Raw genomic sequence first — 24941 nt, forward strand, 5'->3', positions numbered from 1 at the left:
GCGCAAGCAGCTGAGAATGAAAAGCTGGAACTAAGCAGCCGGCCAAACAATGACCGCCGTCCGCAACCGCGATTTACCAAAACAGGACATCCGATCAAAGTCTTCGCGGGCAATCGGAATAAACTGGCAATCCAATTCGTTCTGCCGGCCGTCGTCCGGATCGGAATCGTGCATGTACAAACAATCCTTATCAAAGCCGCTCATCACCACCCAATGCGGGGCTTTTTTGCGATCCATCGAAAAGGTACTGATCAAAATGATCGGGATTGCCCCGGATTCGAACGCGGCAATCAAATCGTTCTGCGTGACGTTGGCATAATGTATTGCCACACCCTGCTCCGCCGCTTCCTGCTTGAAACAGGTATCGACCAACTCGACAATTTGCTTTTTATCGTCACTGCGCACGCTATCGATAAATAAGGAGCCGGTTTGGTTGATCCACACTTCCACCGCGAATTGCCGGCGTTTGGCAGCCAAGGCCAAACCGATGGGATGGCAACCGCCATGACCGGAAGTCATAAAAATAGTAGTGGCTTCCCGCCATAACTCGATTTCCTGCTCGCGCGACGGCAAATAGCTTTTATTCAAAGCGTGCATCGCCATCATCAACGCCGCCGGACCGCAAGTAAACGGCGTAGTCTGCCGCAGCCAATGCACCGAACGATGCTGAGGGGTATCACGGTAACGGCGGATGCGCTTTTGGTAGCGCAAGGCATCTTTATGGTCTTGGTAATAATCGCGGTACAAGCCAAATTTTTGAAAGCCCAGCGCCTCGTATAAACCAATGGCCGGCGTGTTATCCACACTCACTTCCAGACGCAAATACAAGCGGCCATCATCGCGCGCGGCTTGCTCGCCGGCCAGCATTAAAGTCTTGGCAATGCCCTTGCCGCGCAGCTGCGGCGCCACGGCCAGCGAATAAATCCGGGCCAAGCGGGTGCCTGGGTGATAAATGATCAAAATATAGCCGGCCACTAGCCCCGCCCATTCCGCTAATAACAGGGCGCGGTGGTCGGAACTCAACCAATGCCGGAAACTGCGCCTGCTTAATTTGTCGGTGGCAAAGCTGGCATTTTCCAACGCTACCAAGCCCTCCAGATCGGCACTTTGCGCCGGACGCACCGCCAACTCGTTGGCTAAAGCTGTCACGAAGACACCCCGCGCAGCGCCTGACCCAGCACCTGCCGCGCGCGGAACAGCACCATTTCCTGCCAGGCGTTGTCGTTGGGACAGAAATGCCGGCGCATTTCCATACTGTGCGCAAAACGCTGATCGTTAATATCTTCAGCAGCCCACAGTTGATGATCGCGCAGCAGCACTTCAAACAAATGGTCGGTGCTGTAAGTGCCAAACTCCAGCGTCACATAGCAACTTTGCGGATTCATGTTGGCGTGCCACAGATAATCCAACAAGCCTAGCTTGGGTACCGAGCTGGACGTACCCGCCAGCGGCAAGGTCACCGAATCGCCGTACCAGCGTTGCGCGACTGCCGCGCCGGCACTATCAGGATGATGATCGCAGATAATTTCCCCGTAACCGTAAGGACCGAGGCCGGTATGCAAATCCACCACGGCGACACGACGTTGCGCCAAATTGTGACGTTGAATCAAATCCTCGCAGACCAGCCGGCCATGCGCCGGCGCACTGCCGCCGTAAAAAGGCCCGCATGGATCGCGATATTGACCGCCACTGATGGCTTTTTCCAGCGCGACTCGGCCGTATTGCCGGCTAAAATCGGCAAACACCTGCTGTCTTTGGCCGGCATCCGCCACGAATAGCCATTCCCGCAACTTGTAGTAATCCGGGTTCTCCGGCAAGGGCTGCGAAAAATCTACCGCATTGCGATTCAAATCTACGCCGTCGCCGTCGCAGCGCCGCGACCAGGCATAGCCCCAGGGCGTTAAGGCGTGGACCAGCAATAGCGCCGTATCATTTGGAATATTCAGTTGGCGTTTGCTTAAACTTTGCAGCAGATCAAGCTGAATCGCGCTGCCCGCAAAGCCTTCCACACCGTGCGTCGCGGCAAGGCACACCACCACGTTGTCCGCTTGCTCATCGCCTATCCAGGCGGTATCGGTCAGCAAAGATTCGCCGTCCGGCCCCAGTCCGGCGCATTGATAAATCTCATGCCGCAACGGAGTTGTCATCGCAGTAATTAGCGACAACCAAGCCTGGCGCGCCTTGGCATAACTGGCTGGGAATACGCGGGTATCGATTTCGGTGCCGTAGGGGGACAAACTCATCAGCATACTCAACTGTTCGGAGACGGTAATTGTACAGTGTGGCAAACCACCAAGCCGCAAGCAATAGGCAGCAGCAGAGGGAATTGCAGAATTCGGCTTGTCTTAATACTCGACTGGTTTCAAAATCCCCGCCCAACACAAACCTTTCGGGCATTTTTACCATGGCAAGCACGCTGTTGGTCGTTGACGACCTTTCGGATTGGAATCCTTATTACCCTAGCGATCAGGTCGTCAGCTTTGAAGACTATCTGGCCAGCGAGCAAACCGATCCCGATCAGCGGGTGCGGGTAATCAACCTGTGCAGCAGTTACACCTATCTATCCGATGGCTATTATTGCTCTCTGCTCGCCGAGGCTCGTAATCACCATGTGATTCCGTCGGTTAAAGTCATCAACGACTTGGGCAAAAATGCCCTGTACCGCCTGCAACTGGAAGACCTAAACCAGCCGCTGGCGCGTGCTTTCAAACATCAAAACAAGAACGGCGAATTTACCCTGCATAGCTATTTCGGCACCACGCCGGAACCGGCTTTTCAAGAATTGGCGCGGCTATTGTTCGAGCGTTTTGCCTGCCCGATTCTGGAAATCAGCTTGCGCTTTGAGCAGCAATGGCAAATCACCGATCTAAAAGCCGTTTCCCCCAGGCAGTTGGACGATGCCATGCAGACCTTGTTCGCCGATGCGCTGGATCGCTTCAGCAAAAAGGTCTGGCGAAAAAGCCGGACCCGAAAAACCGCGCGCTATGATTTGGCGATTCTGATTAACCCCTCCGAACAATTACCGCCCAGCAATCGCGGTGCGCTGAAAAAATTTATCGATGCCGGCCGGCAATTGGGCATTGATGTGGAACTGATCACCCTGAATCATTACGGCCGCCTGCCGGAATTCGATGGCTTGTTCATTCGCGAGACCACCGCCATCGACCATCACACCTACCGTTTCGCAAAAAAAGCCGAAGCAGAAGGCTTGGTGGTCATCGACGATCCCACCTCCATTTTGCGCTGCGCAAATAAAGTCTATCTGGCCGACCTGTTTCGCACTCATAAAGTCCCGTCGCCGAAAACCTGGATCTTGCACAAGGGCAATACCCAACACTTGGATAATCTGGAAGCCAGCGCCGGTTATCCGGTGGTGATCAAAATTCCCGATGGCTCGTTCTCGCGCGGCATCGTCAAAGTGCATAACCGCCAGGAGCTGGAGAGCAAAGTCGCCGAGTTATTCGAGCAATCGGCGCTGTTGCTGGCCCAGGAGTTTTTGTACACCGATTTCGATTGGCGCATCGGCATCTTCAACCAAAAAGCCTTGTACGCCTGCCGCTACTTCATGGTTAAAAACCATTGGCAAATCTACCGGCACGGCGCCAAACGCACCGACAGCGGCAATTTCGACACCCTGCCCACCTTCGAAGTCCCCAAAGGCGTGCTGGACGCGGCATTACGGGCAACGCAACCGATAGGTAACGGTTTGTACGGCGTCGATGTCAAAGAAATTAAGGGTAAAGGCTATGTGATCGAGGTCAACGATAACCCCAGCATCGACAGCGGCGTAGAAGACAAGTATCTGGGCGATGAATTGTATAAAGCCATCATGAGCGAATTCCTAAGGCGCATGGACAATCGCAGTAAAGGAGTCGCGCAATGACCGCCATACCACTCGACGTACTTTGTATCGGCCATGCCAGTTACGACTTGGTATTTTCGGTGCAGCATCATCCCGGCGCCGATGAAAAAATCGTCGCCGATGACTTGCTGGGCTGCGGCGGCGGACCGGCCGCCAACGCCGCCGTCACGGTCGCCAAACTAGGCGGCAAGGCCGGTTTTTGCGGTTATTTGGGTAATGACGTATACGGCGACAGTCATTTGCGGGAGTTGCAAGACCATGGCGTCGATAGCCGCTGGGTAGTGCGCGGCGCATCGCCAACGCCATTATCGACGGTACTGGTAAAACCCAACGGGCAGCGCGCGTTAATCAATTACAAGGGACAAACCAGCGCGTTGACCGCTACCGCTATTGACTTTGACGGTTTAGCAGCCAAAGTGCTGTTGTTCGATGGCCATGAACCGCATATTTCTGTGCGCTGTCTTGAGCAACTAAGCAAGCCGATACCGACGGTGTTGGATGCCGGCTCCCTACACGACGGTACGCGGGCTCTCATGACTAAAGTCGATTATTTAGTTTGTTCGGAAAAGTTTGCACTGCAATATGCCAGCGATGAAAACCTGGCCTTATCCAAATTGGCGCAACTTGCCCCGGTGGTAGTCATTACCCTGGGCGAACGCGGCCTGATCTGGCAACGCGGTCAGGAACAAGGCAACCTCAACGCACCGCCTATCGTCGCCATAGACACCACCGGCGCTGGCGATGCGTTTCACGGCGCCTTTGCCGCAGGTCTTGCCAAGGGTTTGAACTGGATGGAATTATTGCGCTACGCCAGCGTGGCCGGCGCGTTTTGCTGCTCGCGGATGGGGGCGAGACCGGGTTTACCTAGCTTGAGTGAGCATCAAAACTTGCTGGCTAGCTGGCTGACAAACCATGACTAAGAATAAACTGGAGGCTTCTCGGATATTCGGGTTACCAACCCGATAATCGAGCGATGCAAATATTGAATAAGCGATTGGCTCGGCACTGAATACTTATAGGATTGTGCAAGGTTAAAATTTAGTGCGTGGGAGGCAATTTGACGCTATCTATCCATTGCTGTCTATCGCTCGAAGCGATTCAATGGCTGCCATTAGACCTTTACCAGCCATTATTACTGCTATACGGGAAAAAAATTTATATGTCCAACAAACAGTTCATTGAGTTGAGGTAACCATATTAATACATATCAAATGAACAATTACTTTTTTGAAATCCCTGTATATCGAATTTCTGAAGTCAAGTATAACGAGCAGATGGAAGATTTTATCCGAAAAAGCGTACCGACCTACGAAGGCTACGAGCAAATGCTTCAATATAATTTGAAAAATCCAGGAAATATTCATCCAGATTCATCATTAGTCGGAGTGCTTTGTCGAGAATTTGGTGGTCCTTGGTTGTACAACGAAATAGTTGGTTATTTACGTTTATATCTATATCACAGTCAAATTCGTGTTGAATATTGGCAGCATGATGTTAAGAGAATAGTGAAGTCAAGGAAAAAGTTGTACTGTAGAAAGAGCCCGAAAATCATTGAAGACATAAATATCAAAGATCGAAGGTCAAAATCAGAGCTTAAAGAAGCAATAGAGGCTGCTGTAAATTTATGTGAGTGTAAATTTAAAGGTCGGTATCTAGATCTAAATTATTTTAATATGATGAAAGATCATGTTGATTGGACAGGAGTGATAGCAAGTTTGTCACAATAATTTACACTCAGTCGTTTTTATCAAACTAAGAATTTGTTGTCACTGTCATTTTAATAATCAAAGGTATTCAAGGAACATCAATGGAAAAGACAATAAAGATTTTATTGGCCTTATGCCTTTTTTCCGCTATTGCAGGATGCTCAACAATAAAAACTCAGTCTGAACGTATCCGTATTGGCATTAAAGCTAAAGATGTAATTGAAAAAGCGGAAGCTTGCAGGGCTCCTATCCAGAAAAATCCTAAATTCAGCCGGATTTACGATAAGTTAGCCGTCGCATTTGGTCAAATGCCAAGCGACACCCAATTGCATGATAAAGAAGCAATGTCTGAATCAGACATTCAATTAGGTATTGATTGGTATGGCGAATATCAATATTGCATGGCCAAGCAAATTCAAGATGCTGGAAATGTAGACCCCGGCTATGCAATCGTATTGTCTCACGCGCTCAAAAACCAAATTTCGTTAGTAAATGAAGTTGTTTCGACTCGCCCTACATATGGACATGTTAATAACAAAATATTGCAAATGCGAAACGACCTAAAAATTGAGCTCAAACAATGGGCCGATGACTTAGAGCGGCGTCTTGCACAAAAGGAGGAAAACGACTCGGATAGTGCTTTTATTTCTGAAGTTGGCAGGGTTAGCAAAAAGTTAGCTCAATCATTTTTTGAAACGGTTGGTGAGATAGCAAAAGCCGAACTTGAGTTAGCGCAAGCGATCATTGTCTATTCCGCAAGTCAACCTACATATATTGTTACCAATCCCATAAGAACTACTAATTGCTCTGTTCTTGGCAATTTTGTTACATGTACAAGTTATTAATCCATATAAGCGCTGAATAGCTGTTATCGATTCGGGTTCGGTCGTTCGCAATTCTAAGCTAGCGGTCAACTTTTGGCCGGCTCCCGCCTATCAATGGCAGCTCGACATCAGGTGATTTGAATCATTTAAACAATCTCGGTTGCGCGGTATCATTAACGAACATTAATAAAGATTTAAAAATTTTAATCGCTTCTTTTAATGAAGCCTCAGCAGCTACCGAATCACCGTTTTTAATCTGTCGACGCGCATTGGTAAGTGCGTTGGCGCCGCGTTCTTTTTTTGCTTCAACCGAGCACCTTCCCAAGATGTCGCTGGCAGAGCTCCGCGTGGCATCAACATAATTTTGTGCCTCATCCAGCCTATTCTCAGACACGGCTTTCAATGCCGCTTCAAGGTTAACAATGGCCTCATTAGTTGCTTCGGTCGTCAACGCCATTTGAGTTTCTGTAACAGCTGCAACAGGGTTCGCAGCAATTAAAAACAGCACTAAAAAACCCGCAAGCGAGTGTGTTTTCAATTTTACGTTCATGTTATTACCTTTCTATGTGTTGTTTTTTTATACTTAGAAATAACGCGCATAAAGTCAAGCATAAGCAAGTAGCCTCGATGGAATCGAGGTTTCGAAGGCCAACTCCTTTCAATTGCCGATGCGGGTATGGTCGCCGGTATCCGACGCCCTCGATTCCGCTTACGCTTAATCGAGGCTACAACAGCCCCCCATCGTTGCAGTCATTGACAGTCGATATGCTGTTGTCGACTTTTCACCGAACTTTCTCCATCACGTTAACCGAAATATTTCGTTCTTCGTATCAAAAGTCAGCAGACTCCTAAAGCCTGCTACCGCTCGAAGTAGTCCAACAAAAAATCGATAAACGTAGTCAATTTGGCTGGATAAAAGCGCCGTTGCAGATAGGTGGCGTAAATGGCGATGGCCGGCCGGCGATATTGCCTGAGGATTTCCACCAGTTCGCCACTTTGTAAATACGGAGCTACCGATAGTCTAGGCGCCTGCACGATGCCCATACCCAAGGCTGCTGCCTGACATAGCGCGCGCCCGTTATTGGACGCCAGCACCCAATCGGATTTGATTTTCTTCAATTCGCCGTCGACGTTGAACAACCAAAACTCGCCGTGGGGCGTGTCCACATAATGCAGGCATTGATGATGGCTCAGTTCGTCTATGGTTTGCGGATAACCTTTTTCGGCTAGATAGGCCGGCGCAGCGTAGGTACAGAGTTCAGTCTCGGCAATTTTGCGCGCCACCACGCCGGGGTCCAGGGTATCGGTCACTAACAGGGAAATATCGAAACTGCCCACCCGCAAATTCGGCGGTTTGTTATCCAGCGACATTAAAATCTTCACTTCCGGATAGCGCTTTATGTAAGCGTCGATGGCCGGCACCATGTACATGCCGCCGAAATCGATAGGCGCGCTGATTTTAATGGTGCCTTTTACCCGCTCGCCTGATTGTGCGGTAGATGCTTCCAAATCGGCTAAATCTTCCAGCAATTGCTTGCTGCGGTTATAGTAGGCTTCGCCGGCACTAGTCAGACTTAAACTGCGGGTAGTGCGATGCAATAGCACCACCCCCAGAGACGCTTCCAATTGGGCAATGTATTTGCTAATCATCATGGTAGAAAGCTTCAGTTCTTTAGCGACTGCCGAGAAAGTGCCTAGCTCGACTATCCGGCAAAAAACACGCATGTTGTTAAATTTATCCATCGCGGCACTCAATATAAACTTAAAGTTTATATTTTATAAACCAAATAGCGTCTTTAAACCAGAATGCCGCTTGGCTACAATGCCGCCCGGAGATAGTCGTTACCTCGTCTGGTTTGACATTCAGACCAGACGTTTTTTCATGCACCGAGGTTTTTATGAGCAAAATTCACAACGAAGTACTGTTAGCCAACCGCGATTATGTATCCAGTTTCACTAAAGGCGATTTGGCTATGCCCCCTGCTCGTCAGTTTGCCATACTGACCTGTATGGACGCCCGCCTGGACCCGGCAAAGTACGCCGGTTTATCCGAAGGCGACGCCCACGTGATCCGGAACGCCGGCGGCCGCGCCAGCGACGACGCGATTCGCTCCCTGGTTATTTCCTACAAATTGCTCGGCACCAAGGAATGGTTTGTGATTCATCACACCGACTGCGGTATGGAAACCTTTACCAACGACATCATGAGCGACTTGCTCGCCAGCAGTTTGAAAACCGCCAGCGTCGATGCCACCGGTTGGCACGACAGCGGCGTTGGCCCTGGCTCCACCGACGGCAAATACATCAATTGGCTGACCATCAAAAACCAAGCCGAAAGCGTGTTGGAAGATGTGAAACGCATCAAAGCCCATTCGTTGGTGCCTAGCGATATTCCGGTTTACGGTTATGTTTACGACGTCAAAACCGGCCGTTTAATCGAAGTACCGGAAGCGACTGCCGCCGGCCAAGCCAGCTAAAATTTGCTGCCAGCCTTAGGAATCCGTCTGTTCTATTGCGAAATAGACAGAGGCATTCCCGTAGAAAGTGAAGTGATAGGACTCAAAGTTACGCTACTTTAAGCAATGCGCTCCCGCAAATGCGGGAGCGATTTAATCGCCAATCCTAAAATTGTCAGCTTTTGCTTAGCTGAAAATCAAAAGTCTATTGGACTTACCGCCCGAAGACTCAATCGCAAAACGCCGCAGAAATATCAGCGGTTTTGTCGTAGAAGCTTTGCAATATCCAACTACCTGAAGTGGCAACGGAACACAAATCCTTACCGGCGTTCAGAGTCTTTGTTGGTCCCGCGGAGACAGCGGAAAGATTGCATCCATTTGTTATACCCAGCATCAATAACCTCGACGGCGCGGCATATTTCGGAACATATAAAACAGAAAAAAGCTGAAAACCCACCCAACCGCCGGGATAGGAACAACTGCATTCATGGCGCTAACATTAACTTGGTAGCCACTTGTGCTCTCCAGGGAAATGGCGATACCCAGAATATTTATCGTGTGAGAGCCGGCAGTCAATATACCGTCAAAGGACCAAGCTTCATCGGCAGGTCCGGCACTTTTAGCCAATGGACTTCCATCCAAGTTGACGGCGTATAACAGACTCCCAGTGTTAGCTTCTAGGGAACTCACTGAAACCCTAACTTGACTGCTGTTGTGTAAATTAAAAGTCCAATCGTCAAGCACATTGGTCTCAATACGTAGGCCGGTTACTATGCCGAATAGATCCTGCGGCGAATTTTGCCCTGATTGCAAACTTCCAAGAATAGGGCCGTAACCGGTAATTGTGCTCCAACTTAAAGTTGACGCATTAACTTGAAATGAAAATGACGCGATGACCAGGCATATTATCGTTAAGTATTTTTTCATAAAAAGCCCCCAAGCAGATGGTAAAGATAAGGTTATACATATCTTTGCCTATCAGCGAAACGGTAATATTTTCCCGCAATGATTATTTTCGGCTTGCCGGTGCTTGTTCGGTAATATGCTTTGGCGACCCTTCAAATAAAATCAGGGTCAACGTATTCTCACCATGCAAAAGTTGGCAAACCGTCCAATAACTTTGCCCTGGAAACGACTTAAAGTACCCAACACTCTTAATCTACATTGCGTATTGTGCCCCGTGAGGGAAGTATTTTGACAAAAAAAGGGGCCTTGCGGCCCCCTTAATCTTTAACTACCTGATAAAACTCAGTTAAAGCTGGAACCCGGTGTTCCTGGCAATTGCGGCATGGTTTGCGCTGGGAATTCACCGGTCAGCGCATTCAAAAACGCGACGATGTCAGCCACATCAGCATCGGACAACTCTTGATTTAATTGCAGTTTAGCCATTAACCAAACAGCTTTATCCAAGGTTTTTACCGAACCGTTGTGCATATAAGGTGCAGTCAAAGCGACGTTACGCAGAGTCGGCACTTTAAACAGGTGCTCGTCGCTTTCTTTTTTGGTGACTTCAGCCAAGCCTTTGTCTTTTTGGAAGTGGTATTGCGCTTCGAAGTAGCCGCTAGGGTTAACAGGGAATTTTTGGAATACCCCTGGGCCGTTAAAGGCCGGACCACTGTGGCAACTGGTGCAACCCAGTTCCACGGCTTTTTTCAGACCGCGTTCCTGCTGTTCGGTCAAGGCGTCTTTATCGCCTTTGACATATTTGTCGTAAGCGCTATTCGGTGTAATCAAAGTTCTTTCGTAGGCGGCAATCGCTTTGGTGGCGTTGTCTTTGGTAATAGCTTCGGCATCGCTACCGAAGGCCACTTCGAAAGCATGGCGATAGCCTTTGATGGTTTTCAAGCGAGCAACCACGTCATCCCAGCTTTTCATACCCATTTCGATAGGGTTGGTGACTGGACCCGCCGCTTGCGCTTCCAGGCTGTCGGCGCGGCCGTCCCAGAATTGCACTTTGTTGAATGCCGCATTCCAGACCGTTGGTGCACTGCGGCCGCCGGTTTGGCCGTTGACGCCCATGGAGTTGGGCCGGTTATCTTCGCCGCCCAGCATGGTGTTGTGGCAAGACGCGCAAGAAACGGTGCCCGTGGAAGACAGACGCGGATCGTGATACAGCATTTTACCCAGTTCAACTTTTTCGGGGGTTGTGGGGTTGTTGGCAGGCGCTGGCGCCGTGGTGGGCAGCGCATCCGCCGCCATAACAGACATCGAACCAGTCAGCGCTATCGCAGAAACCAGCATACGAAATTTAAACATGAGATCCTCCTAAGTAATTATTTTAGCCGTGGGCTACCGAATTGTAAGATATTGACGCTGGGCAGGTAAATTAAATTGCATCGTTATCGACCGCACGCTGCAAAGCCGGGGTTAGGCTGGCGTTAAAGTTTTTGCAGCAACTCGCTCAGTTGCGCCAGTGCCTCGTCAATGGCAAATCGGTCGATTTTTTTGGCGATGTCCTCCAGCAAGGGCAAATACTGATGACCAGCCATACTACGCTGTAATTGCTCCAACATGGCTTCGGCCGCGCCTAGATCGCTTTCCAGCAATCGCGACAATGTCTGTAAATCCGCCGCTATCTCTGCGTCGGTAACCCCTGTCACAAGTGGATCCGTGTCGGGCGCTTGGCTGCTCGCCAGTGCTTGCAAGACCTCAATTTGCCCGATGACTTGGCGCAAAAATCCTTCCATGTACTGCAAGTGTTCAGCGGGCGGTATTTGATTTTGCTTAAGGACAATATCCACACCGGCGGCGGCTTCGAATAAATCCGTCGCCCCCAGATTGCCGCTAACCCCTTTCAAGGCGTGGCAACGCTCTTCAGCCTGTTTGAGTTCCCCGGTATTGATCAAGCCGCGAATCTCGGCGACCGCATCCGGGTAGTGTTCTTTAAAACGGTATAACTGTTTGCGATAGGCCTCCGGATTACCGCCGATCCGGCGTATGCCTTGCACAATATCCAGGCTGGTCAAGGTTTGTAAATCTTCGGGATAATCGGCAGCTTGATAAATCCGCGCCGCCTCCTGGCTCTGTTCGCCGTCGGCCGTGAGCGGAATCCAGGTTGCCAATGCTTTGAATAACCGGTCGGGATCAATCGGTTTCGTAACGTGATCGTTCATACCTGCCTCCAGGCTTTTCTCGACATCGCGGGCCATGGCATGGGCGGTCATCGCGATGATGGGCATAGTTGCAAAACGTTGATCGTTCTCGGATTCTGCCAAGGCCCGAATTTTGACGGTGGCTTGCAAGCCGTCCAGCACCGGCATCTGGATGTCCATCAAGACCGCATCGTAATGATGCTGCCTAACCATGCTGACCGCTTCTTCGCCGTTCACCGCTTCGTCAACCTCAATCTCGTGGCTGCGCAGCAATTCGCAGGCAAATTCGCGGTTGATTTCGTTATCTTCCACCAGTAACAACCGAATCCCTTGCAGTTGCTTGATACCGGCAATATCGGCCCCACCCAATTGCTTAAATTTATCCACCGCCCCAAGCACCCGGCCGCGGCCCAGCGCGGACAAAATCGCATCCAGTAAGGAGGACGGCGATACCGGTTTGATCAAAAAGCCATCGATACCGGCCCGGCCCGCCAATACCATCACATCTTCGCTGCCGTAAGCGGTGACCATGATAATCTTGGGCTGCGGCATCAGGCTGGTGTCGGCGCGAATCTGCCTGATCGCCTCATCGCCGTTCATACCCGGCATTTTCCAGTCCATCAACACCACATCGAAAGGCTGATCGGCCGGCGCCTCCCGCAACGCTCTCAGCGCCCCGGCCGCACTGGCCGAACAGCTCACCCGTAGCTGAAACGGCCGCAACATATCGCTGATGATTTCCCGGGAGGCCTCGTTGTCATCCACCACCAATACCCGCACCTCGGCCAGCAACACGCCTATGCTTTGCTCCAGCGCGTCTTGATGCAGCAAAGTATCCTTAGCAACGCCCAAGCGCACGGTAAAACAAAAGGTTGTGCCCTGGCCCAGTTGCGACTGCTCGATCCAGATCCGGCCCTGCATCATTTCCACCAGGGTTTTACAGATGGCCAAACCTAAACCTGTGCCGCCAAAGCGCCGGCTGGTGCCCTGATCGGCTTGGGTAAACTCTTGAAACAGTTTTTTCTGATCGTCTTCCGCCATACCGATGCCGGTATCTCTGACCGATACCCGCAAATCGATAGTGCTATCGGTTTTGGCTAGGCAATAGAATGCCAGTTCCAATTCGCCGGCTTCGGTGAATTTCAGCGCGTTACCGCATAAATTGGTCAACACCTGGCCGAAACGCAAGGGATCACCCAACAACACCGGCGGAATTTGCGGATCGTGACGAATCAGAAACTCGATACCTTTCAAGCCGGCTTGGTAACCGATCATGTCAGCCAATTGCTCCACCACGCTATCGAAGCGAAATTCGGTTTCTTCCAGCGCCAATTTACCGGCCTCGATTTTGGAAAAATCCAGAATATCGTTAAGAATCCCCAATAAGGTACGTGCGGAACTGTGGGCTTTTGCCAAATAATTGCGTTGCGACGCGGTCAATTCGGTCTGCAAAGCCAGATGCAACATACCCAGCACGCCGTTCATCGGCGTGCGAATCTCGTGCGACATATTCGCCAGAAACTGGCTTTTAGTCTGGGTGGCTGACTGGGCGGCGTCCCGAGCCTCTTTCAACGCCAGCTCGGCCTGTTTGCGTAAGGTCACATCCTCGTAAGTACTGACGAAACCGCCATCGGCTATCGGCCCGCCGCTGATCTCGATGACCCGGTTGTCCAATCTTTGCCGAGTAAAATTGTGCGGCCGAAAATGTCTTATTTCTTCCAGCAATTGCCGCAGTTCGGTATCGGGATCACGGAAACGCAACTGCGGATCGGTTAAATCAAATTGCACGAAATCGGCATGGTCCCTGCCCACTGCCAGCATGCTTTCCGGATAACCGCGTACCTCGCTGAGCTTTTTATTCCAAACCAATAACTTTAAATTGCTGTCAAAGGCTATCAAGCCCTGCGACATGCTATCCAGCACCGTCGCCAGCATTACGCTGTTATGCGCCAATTTGGCGTTAATTTCCGCCAACTCCGTGGTACGGGCAGCCACGCGCTCTTCCAAACCTTCGTTGATGCTGGCCAATAGTTTTTCGTTCTCGGCAAGCTGCCGGTTCAAAGCCAACAGTTCGCTATCGCGAGCTTCGATGGTGGCTATCATCGTGTTGAAGGCTTGAATCAGCGCACCCAATTCATCGTTACTCTCTTGTGCGGCGCGCAAGGTGTAGTTCTTTTCACTGTTGATCGTTTCGACGGTTTTCTTCAACCTGACCAGCGGACCGGACACCACTTGCTGCAAACTGGAAGCCAATAGCAAGGCGAACAGACCGGATAACATCACAATGCCCATCGCCGCAGCCAAAAAATCCCGCCATAAGGAATCCAGCTCAGCCAGGCTGGAGGCTATCCAAACCCTTCCCAAGGTGCGGCCGTCCAAGGCTATCGTTTCGCTTATGGTGCAATAGGCATCGTCTAATCGCGGCCGCTCGCTAGCCGAAGGCTCCGGATGTTGCAGCGGACAAGCCAAGCCAGGCTCGTAAAGCGCAAACAGCTGATTGGCGCTATCGTAAATACAGGCCGAAACCACGCTCTGCTTGACGCTTAAAGCGGCCAAAGTGGCGTTGGCGACGCTGCTGTCATTGAAGGACAAGGCCACGGTACTGCGATTGGCAATGATACGAGCCAGAGAACTCAAATCCCGGCCCATATCCTCTTTTACCCGCATGTGTTCCTGGGCAATAAAACCGGCCCCCGCCAGCAGCAGGGACAAGATGCTGGTTGCCAACATGATCAGCACCAGCTTGGTTTTTATGGTCAGATCGCGTTTAAATTCAGCCTGGTTTGTCATGGGATTCTGGAGTGAATTAACGGACGATACGGGCGATTTCCATCAACAAGGCGTTGACTTTTAATTGCGCTCGGCGCACGGCGTCCGGATTGATTTCCAGTTTGATCTGGCCGTTTTCGCTATAAAAACCGATACAGCCGCCGCGACCGGCAAACCCCTCGGCATCGCTGACAGTTAATATCTGATTGCCGCGCACCTGCTGTATCAAGCTTTGCAATTCCGGCGCGTCATGGTCGATATACAAAATCTGGCAAATCTGCGGGTCGTCTATGCCCGACCAGATTTGCAATAAATGCCCCTTGGTATCGCGGCTGGCCAACTCGCTCAGCAAGTTGACGATAGGTTCGGCGCCGACGATGCAGACATGCAGCGTATCGTTCATCAGCGCCGGCCACTCCACGAACTTGGTGAAATTGAACACATAATTGGCCTTGGTTTTGGCGTTGAGCATGTCGTCGGCAGCGGCGCCGAAACTGCTGAGCAACACCCACAACAATAAACCCGCGCTCACTAACTTACCCGGCATCAAAACTCCAGGCGGGCGGTCAATTTCACCGTCAAACTCGGTCCGGCCAGCACAGTCAGCGGCGCCCCCAAATTCGGCGAGGCAAAGTCGCTGTTAAATGCCGCATAATTTTTAAAATCGAATAAATTCAATACATCCAGGCGCAGTTTCATCCGGGTGTCGTGCGGCGTATCGAAACTTTTTATCAGCGCAATGTCGACTTGTTTGTATCCCCACCACTGCCCCGGAAAAATAAAATCGCTACCCTGCGGCGTAAAGGTATCGAAACGGCAAGCACCGCTTGCACAGTTGACGCCGGAGCGGGTGTCCGGGGTCGCCAGCGTCAGCTTGGTAGAAAAAATCAAATCCCACGGCAAATCGACACTAGCGGTTGTCACCAGTTTATGTTTTCTGACCCCGGCGGTATCCAGCCAGCCATTGGTGTGGGTATTGGGATGTTCAAACAAATAGCTGCTGTTATCGAAGAAAGACTGCGGTTTGTTTTCCTCGGAATCGGTAAAGGTGTAGGCAAACGTCATACCCCAGCCGCTGTCTTTGCTGTACGGTTTCTCGGCTTTGACAAATACCGAATTGGTTTTGGTCTGTACACCGTTATCGAACAAAATTAATTGCCCAAAGCCAGGCACGGCCTGAAATGTACCCCCGAACCCGGACCCGGCTGCGTAAAAGCTGCCGTCGGCATTGCGGCCGCCCAGCAAACCGACCAAACCGTTGTAACTGTGCACGTGCGACACGCTGACTTCGGTATGCCAGTCGCCGAAACGATTGCGCATACCGATATTGAATTGGTCGGCATAGGGCGTGCGCAGATTGTTGCGCATCAAATTGATTTCCCGGCTGCTGCCCGTACCGGCACCAGTCAGTGCGGACAATTGCGCCGGCGTATAGTTTAAATATTCGGGATTCCAGGCGATGCAATCGACGCCGGCCACGCAATCATAATTGGGGTCGCCCTGAAAATTGACGCTAAAACTGGGATAACTGCCCTTGGTACGTTCCAGTTGCAACACGTCGTAAATATGGCGGTCGTAGGCTTTAGCGTAACCGCCGAACAACACATGCCGCTGGTCTTCGAATAAGTCGTATGCCAAACCTAGTCTGGGCGCAATATTATTGCTGTCGGCCGCCCGGTTAGCGCCGTTACTGAGGTAGTTCTCGATGTCGTAACCCGTATTCGCGTTGTGAATGTTACGCCAGTTGCGGAGCGCGCTGCTGACATCGCCGGGCGTGACATGGTTTAGATAGCCGGGGTTGTATTCGTAATCCCAGCGGACGCCCAGGTTCACGCTCAAGTGTCGATTAGGGTTCCAATCATCTTGCAGATACGCGCCGAATTGCGTCACATCGGATTGGGCGGAACCGTCACCGCCGCCGGCTAAAGGCGTTGCCCAACGCACTTGATACGGGTTGCCGGCAGGATTGTTTAAATTCAAGCCGAACTGCGGGTGGTAAGGATCGCGCTCTACCGCGCCCAGTTCTATCTGTTTAACTTTAGCACCCAGCTTGACGACATGGCTGCCATGCCAATCCAAACCGCTGAAGGTTAGATCATCTTGAAAACCCGGCCCGCTTTGGCCCTTGTCCTGATAATTGGTCGCGCCGCCGCTATTCAACACACTCCGGCTATTCAGATTCCCCGCGCTCAAACTGCCATCCAGGCGCCGCAGCTGCAAACCCGCGCTTTGCGTGGCCGGCAGTTGCCGCCAATTGGCATCCTCATAAGTAAACCGGGCTTCGTTTACCCAATGTTCCGCGCTGTATTGATATTTAAAATCCAGGCGTTTTTCGCTGTTACCCTTGGTCAGCGCGTAAGACTCTGAGTTTTCACCGCCAATCCCTAAGGTTTCGGTTTCGTCGCGCAGCTTAAAAGACACTTCGATCAAATTACTATCGTTAAGCGCCCAATCCAGTTTCCCGAAGAACAAATCCGCCCTGAACGGCCTGTTCACCCGACCCAGTTGCGCTTGATACGGCTCGGCTAAGCGGGAGCCGTCACCCGCGCTAATATTGGCGTAATCGTCGTTGAGTTTACGTTCGTATGCCATGAAAAAATGCGCGACATCCTTGGCGATGGGACCGCTTAAGGTCACACCGAATTGCGCTTGCTCGGTGTCGCGCTTGCCACCCGCCAGTTGTTCGCTGGGGGTAACGCTGCGCAGATCCTGATTGGTATGATCGTAAAATGTTTCGCCGTGAAAGGTATTGCCGCCGGATTTAGTCTGCACCGAAATTGCCGCGCCGCCGACTTGATCGTACTCGGCCTTATAGTTCTGGCTAATGACCTTATATTCGGCAACAGCCGATTCCGGAAACACATTGCCGCGACTGGAATCCTGGCCGGCTACGCCCCCCCTGACCACATAGTTTTTCTGGCTAACGCCGTCGATAAACAAATTGACGCTATCCGGCCGCTGCCCGCCGCTTTGCAAGCGGGTACTACCATTTTCATCGTTTACCACGTTCACACCGGGCGCCAGATCGGCATAATTCAGAAAATTGCGGTTTACCTGCGGCAAGCGCTGCATTTGCTCGGGCGTTAAATAGGTAGCCAACTCCGCGGAATTGCCCTCACTCGTCTGTTCGGCAACGCTATTATCATCGCCTAACGCCACGTCTACCAAAGCCACCTGCCCCACTTGTAGCGTCAGCTCTTGACTGTTTTGCTGGCCTTCCAAGCCTAACACCTTGAGCTGGTAACGGCCGGGTTTCAATGCCATCAGTACATAAGAGCCATCAGCTCGGGAAAAGGTCCGCGTGGAAAACCCCCGCTCCAGACTGGTAACGATGATTTGCGCGCCTGCCTGAGTGTCAGCCCCTCGCAGCGTGACTTGACCACGAATTGTCGCCGCACTGATGTCGGCCTGCACCGGATGACTCCAACAGCTTATCGTCAGCAGAACGCTGGCGGCGCTTGATAACCGGCAGACCGTAAAACCGACGAGCCTCTGCCAAGTTATCGTCTTGCGCAGAGGATGTTCATTAAAAACCGGCCGCATCTTAAAACTCCATTCCGGCTTTAGTAGCAGAGTTGCCTGGATCAGACTGATTCATGTCCTCCCCCGGATGCACGTTGGATTCAATCATGGCGGGGCGTCCCCAGCGTTTGCGGTGCCGGTTTGCCCAGATAAAAACCTTGCGAAAAATCGATACCCAGCTCAACGACCTTGGCTTGGATCTCCGCACTACCCACAAATTCGGCAACCGTGCGCATACCCAAGCGCCGCGCGGCATCGACTATGACGCGGGCAATCACTTCAGAATCCGGATTGTCGATAATATTCATGATGATGGAGCCGTCGATCTTTAAGTAATCGATCTTTAACCGCAACAAATGCACGAAATTGGAATAGCCGCTACCGAAATCGTCAATCGCAAAGTGACAGCCATAGCCTTTCATGCGATTAACAAACTGGCGCACTTCCTCGTAACTTTCGATACCTTCAGATTCGGTAATCTCCAATACAATGCGCGAACCGACGCCGGGCTGAGAGAGTTTTTCGGCAATAAAGCTCACCGTATTGGCATCGATAATATCCTCGACGGTTAAGTTGATACTCATCTCCCCCTCCGACTCAGGCAAGGCTTTCACGACTTGTTCGACGATGGTGCGAGTCAAGGCGGTATATTGCCGGGTGCGTTTTGCCACGCCGAGAAAGCTAGGCGGAATGACATTACCCTCTTCGTCTATCATCCGCATCAGCGCTTCATATTTCACGACTTTCCCGTTGCGATTGTCGATGATGGGTTGATAAAAAGGCACGATGCGGCCATCGGCCAGGGCACTGCGAATTTTCTGGCTCCAGTGGATGTTGTCCTTGTAGTGCGACTTAATCTGCATCTGATCGGTATAAATCAAATAATCCCGACGTTCGATCCTGGCGCGCTCCAACGCCAGCGCTGCATGCGTATAAGCGCTGTCGGCCCCCGAACAGATGCCTGCTGTCACGCGGATGTTAATCTTGTCTTCGCCGCAATCGATCGCTTCCGATTCCAAATGCTTGATAATTCTGTCTATCAATTGCTCAAAACGGCCGGGATCGCCACCGTTTTTGGAGAGCAACGCAAATAAATCGCCGCCGATGCGGTAAGCCTGCGCATCGGCGCCGCTCATTTTTTGCAAACGCTCGCCAATTTCCAACAAAACTTTATCGCCGTTGCGCAAACCGTAAAAATCATTGATGGCTTTGAATTGATCGATGTTGATCATGCCCAATATCGACGGACCGGCGTCAGCCAAATCCTGCATCAGTTTCACCCGGTTGGGCAAACCGGTTAGCGCATCCGTGGTCTGTTCCTTAATCAACTCTTCCTGTTTGATCAAATGGGTGACATTAACGCTGGTGGATATAAATTCGCGAATCGAGCCGTCAGCGTCAAGGATGGGGACGATGGTGTTGTTGATGTAAATCACATCGCCACTTTTAGTAAGATTGCTGTAGGTCCCGCGCCAGATTGCACCGCCTAGAATCGTGTTCCATAACTCCCGATGCAAACCCGGAGCCGCGTCGGGATCTTTGAGAATCCGGCTGGTTTTGCCGATCACCTCCTCGCGGGTATAGCCGTAGGTTTGCACAAACGCATCGTTTACAAAAGTGATGACGCCGTGCGGATCGGTGCGGAATACGATATTAGACACATCGGTGGCATGCCGGTATTCGCTCAGACGTTTCACCCGGCCTTCCAGAGCGCGGCGTAAGCGGCTCAGTTCCAAATGCGTTTTGACCCTGGCCCGTACTTCGTCAATATCAAACGGCTTGGTAATGAAATCGGCGGCGCCCATGGAAAAACCGCGAATTTTTTCGATGGACGCCTCGACTATCGTCACGAAGAGAATGGGTATCCCCGAGGTTCTAGGATCGCTCTTGAGCCGCCGGCAAACCTCATAGCCATCCATACCCGGCATTCTGACGTCCAGCAATACCAAATCAGGCGGCGTCGGGCCTTGCGCCAACTCCACCGCACGCATGCCTTCCGTCGCCACCATAATGCCGTAATCGTCCTTGAGTGCTTCGAGTAAGCCGTGAATATTTTCGGGAAGATCGTCTACCACCAAAATAGTCGGCCTGGGATTGAGCGATAGGGATTTGTCTTTGTTCATTATCCAAGGAAATAGTTAGATCAGCGTTGCTTGACCCCAACGATTATAGTCTGCCATAGCGTTTCCGATAGGTGGCTAGCTCCAAATGCAGTCTAACCCGAGCTAGAAGCAACTCAGGCACTACGGGCTTGAGTAAATAGTCGTCGGCGCCCAGCGCCATACCCTTGGCGTCGTCACCGACTTCGGCGGCCGCAGTGACAAAAATCACCGGGATCTCGGCCGTTGCCGGATCATCGCGCAGATATTCCAACACCTGGTATCCATCCATTTCCGGCATTTTTATATCCAGCAAAATCAAATCCGGAGCCGACGCGCGCCTGGCGATTTCCAGGGCTTTTTCACCCGAAGTAGCAGCCATCACCGCATAATCTTGCCGCAAAATATTCAGCAAGGTATGCAGGTTTTCGTGAACATCATCGACGATCAGAATTTTTGGTTTTTCGTTTGAAATACAAATATCGTTCATAGAGCTCCCCCGTTCACTCCGATAGGCCATCGACAAAAGGTGAGTTCACTCTCCGGCAAACTCCTGCGCAAACTTAGACCACGATCCACTGAAGAGCAAAATTCAACAATTTATTTATCGAACAGCATATGGTTAACCGAGTACAAGTAAGGACTGATCGGACGCTAAACCAATGACTAAACTGGATTGTCTTTTAGGGAAGTAACGACCATGGGAAATTCAAGGCCTAGGCCAATAACCGAGAAAATACTCGTCCGAATTGCAAAATAACCGTGTATCCATTATCCTAGTCGGGATTGGGTAGTCGCTATCACGGCGACAAAAGCAGATTAAGCTATGAAGCGATCAGTTTCTGAAGCACTAAATCTGCTGATCAGCCCAAAAATGTATTAGGAGAGATGGCCGAGCGGTCGAAGGCGCACGCCTGGAAAGTGTGTATACGGCAACGTATCGAGGGTTCGAATCCCTCTTTCTCCGCCAACTTATAAGTTATTGAATAACAATAATTTTTTTGAAAAGCCTCTTGTGTAACAGAGTTTGCTAAACAACCCTGTTACACAAGAGGCTTTTTTGTGGGGGCAATTTCCCCTATCTTTTTAAACGACGCAGCAACTACCTCAAAATTAGCAGTCCTGCTCAGCATCAAGAAGCGCTCGCTCAACGCAACTGAAATTGTACGAAGCTTAAAGACTGAAAGTCAGTCATGCAGCGATTCCGCTTACTTTGCAACTTGCGCTAAATGTTGCATTGGCTTTCAAATTAAAATTCTCAGCACTCAATTCTACCGACTCTTTCAAATGTCTTTCAGCAGCTGATTACGCTCGGATGCTTCTATCAAACTCTTGAAGCTTTCGACCGCGTCGATCAGCAGCGGCGGCTGGTTGCTTTCCGGCAATTGGTTTTGCCCGCATTGCTCCAGTGCGTTGATCACAAAGCTGATGGTCAGGATATGAATGTCTATAGCCGGCAGATAGACCTCGTCGCTACCATCAGGTTCTTTCAGTTCGGCCAGCAGGTGGCTAAGCAGTAATTTCGCCAGCACTTCCTGAATGATCGCTATAGGTATGGCCAGCTTGCCGGCGATGTCGGCTGCACTTAAGGGAGTCTGCAACTGGCTAAAGTTTTTGACTATCAAATGCATGACTTGTAAAGCCACCAGTTTTTTCAGCGCAAAACTTAAATGGGCAAAGCGATTATTGTTTCGATAGGTTTGGTAGTTTTGGGTAAAAAAAGCCATCTCGCAGCCGAACAAAACAATCATCCAGCAGCTTTGCAGCCAAACCACAAACAAGGGTAGCGCCGCAAAACTGCCGTAAATGGCGTTATAACTCGACACGCCGATCTGCAAGCTTAAATACGCCCATTGCAACAAATGATAACTAACGCCCGTCACTACACCGGCGATAATGCCGGCGCGAACGTGTATTTTATGATTAGGCATAAAAATAAACGTAAAGGAAAACAAGGCAATCATCAGCAGCACCGGCGACAAACTCAGCGCTTTGACCACCAGCCAGCTGGCAAACGCCGGCAATTGCATGACGGTAATAAACCAAGTGATTTGCGTACTAACAAAGACGGTGATGCTGCTGGCGGCGATCAGCAACACCGGCGCCAACAACATCAGCGACAAATAGTCACTAAATTTGCGGCCCAACGACCGGCTCTTGCCGATTTTCCAGATGTAGTTGAAAGACTCTTCGATATTGCCTATCAAGCTGATCACGGTCCAAAACAGCACGACAATCCCTATCCCGGCCACCACTTCACCCTTGGCGCTTTCCAACAGGTTTTTGGCAAAACCGATTAGCTGCACCACTAGCGCATCTCGCTCCGGCATGCGCTGCAACAGTTCTTGCTCCAGCATGCTTTCAAAGCCAAAGCCCTTGGCAATGCCAAACAACATGGCAATGACCGGCACTATCGACAAGATGCTGTACAAGGTTAAAGCCGAGGCACGTAGCTGACAAAGATCCAAACCAAAACTTTGCCAGGACAAAATAACGATTTTTAAATACTTGATCAGTTTTTCTTGAACATAAGGCAGATCTTGCTCGTGCAACAACCAAATATCGTCTCGGACAAACGTCATTAATTTGTGGTGCATGGCTGAACTTGACGGGTGGCGGTAACTGGGAAGATAGAATCCGTTCTCCGCTGACAGTATAAATTGAAAAAGCCAAGTTGATGGCTATACATCTTCTACCGCAACAGGTTCGCCCCAGGCATTAGGCTTATGCAGACTTATTGCACATCGAACTGTAGATTCGCCAGCCTAGCATAGAGTCCGCTTTGTTTGCGCAAATCCTCGGGCGATCCGGTTTCGACGATGCGTCCTTGATCCAACACCACGATGCGGCTGACCTTATTCACGGTGGCCAAACGGTGCGCGATAATCAGGGTGGTACGACCCTGCATGGCGGCATTTAAACCCCGTTGCACCAACACTTCCGATTCTGCATCCAGCGCGCTGGTCGCCTCGTCCAGCAACAACAGCGGTGCGTTTTTCAGAATGGCCCGAGCGATGGCGATGCGCTGTCTTTGCCCCCCGGATAAACGTGTACCGCGCTCGCCGAGAAAAGTTTGGTAGCTGTCCGGCAAGCGGTCGATGAACTCCGCCACCTGTGCCAATTGCCCGGCCGCAATAACTTCCTCGTCGCTGGCGTCGGGCCTGCCGTAACGAATATTCTCCAGCGCGGTGGTCGAGAAAATCACAGCATCCTGCGGCACAATGGCAATTTTGCCGCGCAGTTCCTGTAAGGATAGGTGACGAATATCCTGACCGTTAAGGCGGATGGTACCGTGGGTGACATCGTAAAAACGTAACAGCAATTGGAATAATGTGGTCTTGCCGGCCCCGGACGGGCCGATAAAGGCGACGCTCTCACCTGCGGCTATGCTCAGATCTATACTATCCAGTGCGGCGGTTTGTAAGCGCGAAGGGTAACTGAAGCTGACTTGTTGAAATTCAATCGCCGCTTTATCGCCATTTGCCAAAGGCTGAGGTCTGGCAGTATCGATGATCGCCGGTTGGGCATGTAGCAATTCCAGCAAGCGCCCGGTTGCGCCGGTTGCCCGCATCACGTCGCCCCAAACTTCCGCTATGGTGCTGACCCCGCCGGAAACCAGCGTGGCATAGAGCACGAAAGAAGCCAGTTGCCCGCCGGTCATGACACCCGCGTTGACCTGGTTGGCGCCTATCCACAACACGAAAATAATGGAACCCATTACGGCCATGATGACGATGACCGTCAATGCGGAACGAAACCGGCTGCGGCGAACAGCAGTGAGGAAACTGATTTCGGCGCGCTCGCTAAAACGTTTCGCTTCGCAGCTTTCTTGGGTATAGGCTTGCACGGTAGGCACCGCATTGAGAATCTCGCCGGCCAACGCCGAGGCATCGGCAATCTTATCCTGCGATTCCCGCGATAGCTTTTTCACTTTCCGGCCCATTGCCAGAATCGGCAAGGTCAGCAAGATCATCAAGCCCAATATCAATGAGAACAGATGCAGGCTAGTCACCGCCAGCATAATCATGCCGCCGACAAACTGGAATACGCTGCGTAAGCCCATGGAAATCGAACTGCCCACCACGGTCTGAATCAGCGTGGTATCGCCGGTCAGTCGTGACAACACTTCCCCGGTTTGCAAGGTTTCGAAAAACTGCGGAGACTGCGCCAAGACCCGTTCGTAAACCGCGCTGCGCAAATCCGCCGTCACCCGTTCGCCAACCCAACTGACAGTGTAATAACGTGCGGCTATCGTCACCGCCCACAGGCAGGCCAAGGCAAATAGCGCCAGAAAGTGTCCATCCATGCTCAGCGCACCTAACAACCCACCCTGCTCTGCCTGTCGCTGCCCAAATCCAAAATCAATCAGATCGCGGAACGCCAAAGGTACTAACAGAATCGTCGCCGAGCCGAGACACAATAGGCAAAAGGCTACCAGCATTCTAGCGCGATAGGGACGGATAAACGGCCATAACGCCTTTAAGGTTGATATTTTTCGGGTGGGATCGGTTTGCTTAGAACGGGAGAAAGGCATATCAATACCTCGTGGAGAACCTTGGCGCGAAAATGCATCGCTTGAAAATAAAAAACCCGCTAAGCCTTGCGGCTAGC

Annotated in this window: 18 protein-coding genes and 1 tRNA gene; 6 read left to right on the plus strand and 13 right to left on the minus strand. The window is 51.2% G+C overall.

Annotation, left to right across the window (positions count from 1 at the left end; all coding sequences use genetic code 11):
• Window positions 1–30: 30 nt before the first annotated feature.
• Window positions 31–1149, minus strand: coding sequence for a GNAT family N-acetyltransferase/peptidase C39 family protein (locus QLH52_RS09410; RefSeq protein ID WP_319961363.1), 1119 nt, complete (start codon window positions 1147–1149; stop codon window positions 31–33).
• Window positions 1146–2243, minus strand: coding sequence for a DUF2817 domain-containing protein (locus tag QLH52_RS09415; protein ID WP_319961364.1), 1098 nt, complete (start codon window positions 2241–2243; stop codon window positions 1146–1148). The genes QLH52_RS09410 and QLH52_RS09415 overlap by 4 nt, the downstream gene beginning before the upstream one ends.
• Before the next feature lie 161 nt (window positions 2244–2404).
• Here QLH52_RS09415 and QLH52_RS09420 point away from each other — a divergent pair, with 161 nt between their 5' ends.
• The 4 genes from QLH52_RS09420 to QLH52_RS09435 all read left to right on the plus strand — a co-directional run bounded on the left by QLH52_RS09420 (window position 2405) and on the right by QLH52_RS09435 (window position 6413).
• Window positions 2405–3883, plus strand: a complete 1479-nt coding sequence (locus QLH52_RS09420; protein WP_319961365.1) for a RimK family protein — start codon at window positions 2405–2407, stop codon at window positions 3881–3883.
• Window positions 3880–4782, plus strand: a complete 903-nt coding sequence (locus tag QLH52_RS09425; RefSeq protein WP_319961366.1) for a carbohydrate kinase family protein — start codon at window positions 3880–3882, stop codon at window positions 4780–4782. Before QLH52_RS09420 ends, QLH52_RS09425 begins: the two co-directional genes overlap by 4 nt.
• Window positions 4783–5073: 291 nt before the next feature.
• A complete protein-coding gene (locus QLH52_RS09430) occupies window positions 5074–5589 on the plus strand; it encodes a hypothetical protein (protein ID WP_319961367.1) in 516 nt (171 codons plus the stop codon).
• A gap of 80 nt (window positions 5590–5669) precedes the next feature.
• Complete coding sequence (locus QLH52_RS09435) at window positions 5670–6413, plus strand: hypothetical protein (protein WP_319961368.1); 744 nt, start codon at window positions 5670–5672, stop codon at window positions 6411–6413.
• Window positions 6414–6534: 121 nt separating this feature from the next.
• Here the strand turns inward: QLH52_RS09435 and QLH52_RS09440 are convergent, their stop codons facing one another.
• Both QLH52_RS09440 and QLH52_RS09445 read right to left on the minus strand, forming a co-directional pair.
• Window positions 6535–6942: a hypothetical protein gene (locus tag QLH52_RS09440; RefSeq protein WP_319961369.1), complete on the minus strand. Its 408-nt coding sequence runs from the start codon at window positions 6940–6942 to the stop codon at window positions 6535–6537.
• Between the two features lie 308 nt (window positions 6943–7250).
• Entirely contained in the window at window positions 7251–8135 is an 885-nt protein-coding gene (locus tag QLH52_RS09445) for a LysR family transcriptional regulator (RefSeq protein ID WP_319961370.1), read from the minus strand.
• Window positions 8136–8290: 155 nt separating this feature from the next.
• On the opposite strand from QLH52_RS09445, the gene QLH52_RS09450 reads away from it, so the two are divergent.
• Window positions 8291–8869 (plus strand): beta-class carbonic anhydrase, encoded by a 579-nt coding sequence (locus QLH52_RS09450; RefSeq protein ID WP_033158105.1) that lies wholly within the window; start codon window positions 8291–8293, stop codon window positions 8867–8869.
• A 372-nt stretch (window positions 8870–9241) separates the two neighbouring features.
• Here the strand turns inward: QLH52_RS09450 and QLH52_RS09455 are convergent, their stop codons facing one another.
• From QLH52_RS09455 to QLH52_RS09485, 7 genes are all read right to left on the minus strand, one after another.
• Window positions 9242–9775, minus strand: coding sequence for a hypothetical protein (locus QLH52_RS09455; RefSeq protein ID WP_319961371.1), 534 nt, complete (start codon window positions 9773–9775; stop codon window positions 9242–9244).
• Window positions 9776–10096: 321 nt separating this feature from the next.
• Window positions 10097–11104, minus strand: coding sequence for a cytochrome-c peroxidase (locus QLH52_RS09460; protein ID WP_205454026.1), 1008 nt, complete (start codon window positions 11102–11104; stop codon window positions 10097–10099).
• Window positions 11105–11226: 122 nt separating this feature from the next.
• On the minus strand, window positions 11227–14730 hold the full coding sequence (locus QLH52_RS09465; RefSeq protein ID WP_319961372.1) for a response regulator: 3504 nt from the start codon (window positions 14728–14730) through the stop codon (window positions 11227–11229).
• Between the two features lie 16 nt (window positions 14731–14746).
• Entirely contained in the window at window positions 14747–15256 is a 510-nt protein-coding gene (locus QLH52_RS09470) for a YfiR family protein (protein WP_319961373.1), read from the minus strand.
• Entirely contained in the window at window positions 15256–18123 is a 2868-nt protein-coding gene (locus QLH52_RS09475; protein WP_319961374.1) for a TonB-dependent receptor, read from the minus strand. The genes QLH52_RS09470 and QLH52_RS09475 overlap by 1 nt, the downstream gene beginning before the upstream one ends.
• A gap of 209 nt (window positions 18124–18332) precedes the next feature.
• Entirely contained in the window at window positions 18333–20354 is a 2022-nt protein-coding gene (locus QLH52_RS09480) for a GGDEF/EAL domain-containing response regulator (RefSeq protein ID WP_101055472.1), read from the minus strand.
• A gap of 43 nt (window positions 20355–20397) precedes the next feature.
• A complete protein-coding gene (locus tag QLH52_RS09485) occupies window positions 20398–20820 on the minus strand; it encodes a response regulator (RefSeq protein WP_033158109.1) in 423 nt (140 codons plus the stop codon).
• A gap of 392 nt (window positions 20821–21212) precedes the next feature.
• Here QLH52_RS09485 and QLH52_RS09490 point away from each other — a divergent pair.
• A tRNA-Ser gene (locus QLH52_RS09490) sits at window positions 21213–21300 on the plus strand.
• A 313-nt stretch (window positions 21301–21613) separates the two neighbouring features.
• On the opposite strand, the gene QLH52_RS09495 is transcribed toward QLH52_RS09490, so the two are convergent.
• Together QLH52_RS09495 and QLH52_RS09500 are read right to left on the minus strand one after the other, a co-directional pair.
• The gene (locus QLH52_RS09495; RefSeq protein WP_319961375.1) at window positions 21614–22912 is read right to left on the minus strand and encodes a YihY/virulence factor BrkB family protein; all 1299 of its coding nucleotides are present in this window, start codon (window positions 22910–22912) and stop codon (window positions 21614–21616) included.
• 152 nt (window positions 22913–23064) lie between these two features.
• Complete coding sequence (locus QLH52_RS09500; protein ID WP_101055746.1) at window positions 23065–24864, minus strand: ABC transporter transmembrane domain-containing protein; 1800 nt, start codon at window positions 24862–24864, stop codon at window positions 23065–23067.
• Between the last annotated feature and the right edge of the window lie 77 nt (window positions 24865–24941).

The organism is Methylomonas defluvii (genome assembly GCF_033949435.1).
Classification (GTDB): Bacteria; Pseudomonadota; Gammaproteobacteria; order Methylococcales; family Methylomonadaceae; genus Methylomonas; species Methylomonas defluvii.

Excerpts from the sequence above, each read along its gene's own strand:
- QLH52_RS09465 (WP_319961372.1), bottom strand. The coding sequence starts at position 14,730 with ATGACAAACCAGGCTGAATTTAAACGCGATCTGACCATAAAAACCAAG.
- QLH52_RS09430 (WP_319961367.1), top strand. The coding sequence starts at position 5,074 with ATGAACAATTACTTTTTTGAAATCCCTGTATATCGAATTTCTGAAGTC.
- QLH52_RS09445 (WP_319961370.1), bottom strand. The coding sequence starts at position 8,135 with ATGGATAAATTTAACAACATGCGTGTTTTTTGCCGGATAGTCGAGCTA.
- QLH52_RS09485 (WP_033158109.1), bottom strand. The coding sequence starts at position 20,820 with ATGAACGATATTTGTATTTCAAACGAAAAACCAAAAATTCTGATCGTC.
- QLH52_RS09450 (WP_033158105.1), top strand. The coding sequence starts at position 8,291 with ATGAGCAAAATTCACAACGAAGTACTGTTAGCCAACCGCGATTATGTA.
- QLH52_RS09495 (WP_319961375.1), bottom strand. The coding sequence starts at position 22,912 with ATGACGTTTGTCCGAGACGATATTTGGTTGTTGCACGAGCAAGATCTG.
- QLH52_RS09480 (WP_101055472.1), bottom strand. The coding sequence starts at position 20,354 with ATGAACAAAGACAAATCCCTATCGCTCAATCCCAGGCCGACTATTTTG.
- QLH52_RS09425 (WP_319961366.1), top strand. The coding sequence starts at position 3,880 with ATGACCGCCATACCACTCGACGTACTTTGTATCGGCCATGCCAGTTAC.
- QLH52_RS09500 (WP_101055746.1), bottom strand. The coding sequence starts at position 24,864 with ATGCCTTTCTCCCGTTCTAAGCAAACCGATCCCACCCGAAAAATATCA.
- QLH52_RS09455 (WP_319961371.1), bottom strand. The coding sequence starts at position 9,775 with ATGAAAAAATACTTAACGATAATATGCCTGGTCATCGCGTCATTTTCA.
- QLH52_RS09440 (WP_319961369.1), bottom strand. The coding sequence starts at position 6,942 with ATGAACGTAAAATTGAAAACACACTCGCTTGCGGGTTTTTTAGTGCTG.
- QLH52_RS09470 (WP_319961373.1), bottom strand. The coding sequence starts at position 15,256 with ATGCCGGGTAAGTTAGTGAGCGCGGGTTTATTGTTGTGGGTGTTGCTC.
- QLH52_RS09460 (WP_205454026.1), bottom strand. The coding sequence starts at position 11,104 with ATGTTTAAATTTCGTATGCTGGTTTCTGCGATAGCGCTGACTGGTTCG.
- QLH52_RS09435 (WP_319961368.1), top strand. The coding sequence starts at position 5,670 with ATGGAAAAGACAATAAAGATTTTATTGGCCTTATGCCTTTTTTCCGCT.
- QLH52_RS09420 (WP_319961365.1), top strand. The coding sequence starts at position 2,405 with ATGGCAAGCACGCTGTTGGTCGTTGACGACCTTTCGGATTGGAATCCT.
- QLH52_RS09415 (WP_319961364.1), bottom strand. The coding sequence starts at position 2,243 with ATGAGTTTGTCCCCCTACGGCACCGAAATCGATACCCGCGTATTCCCA.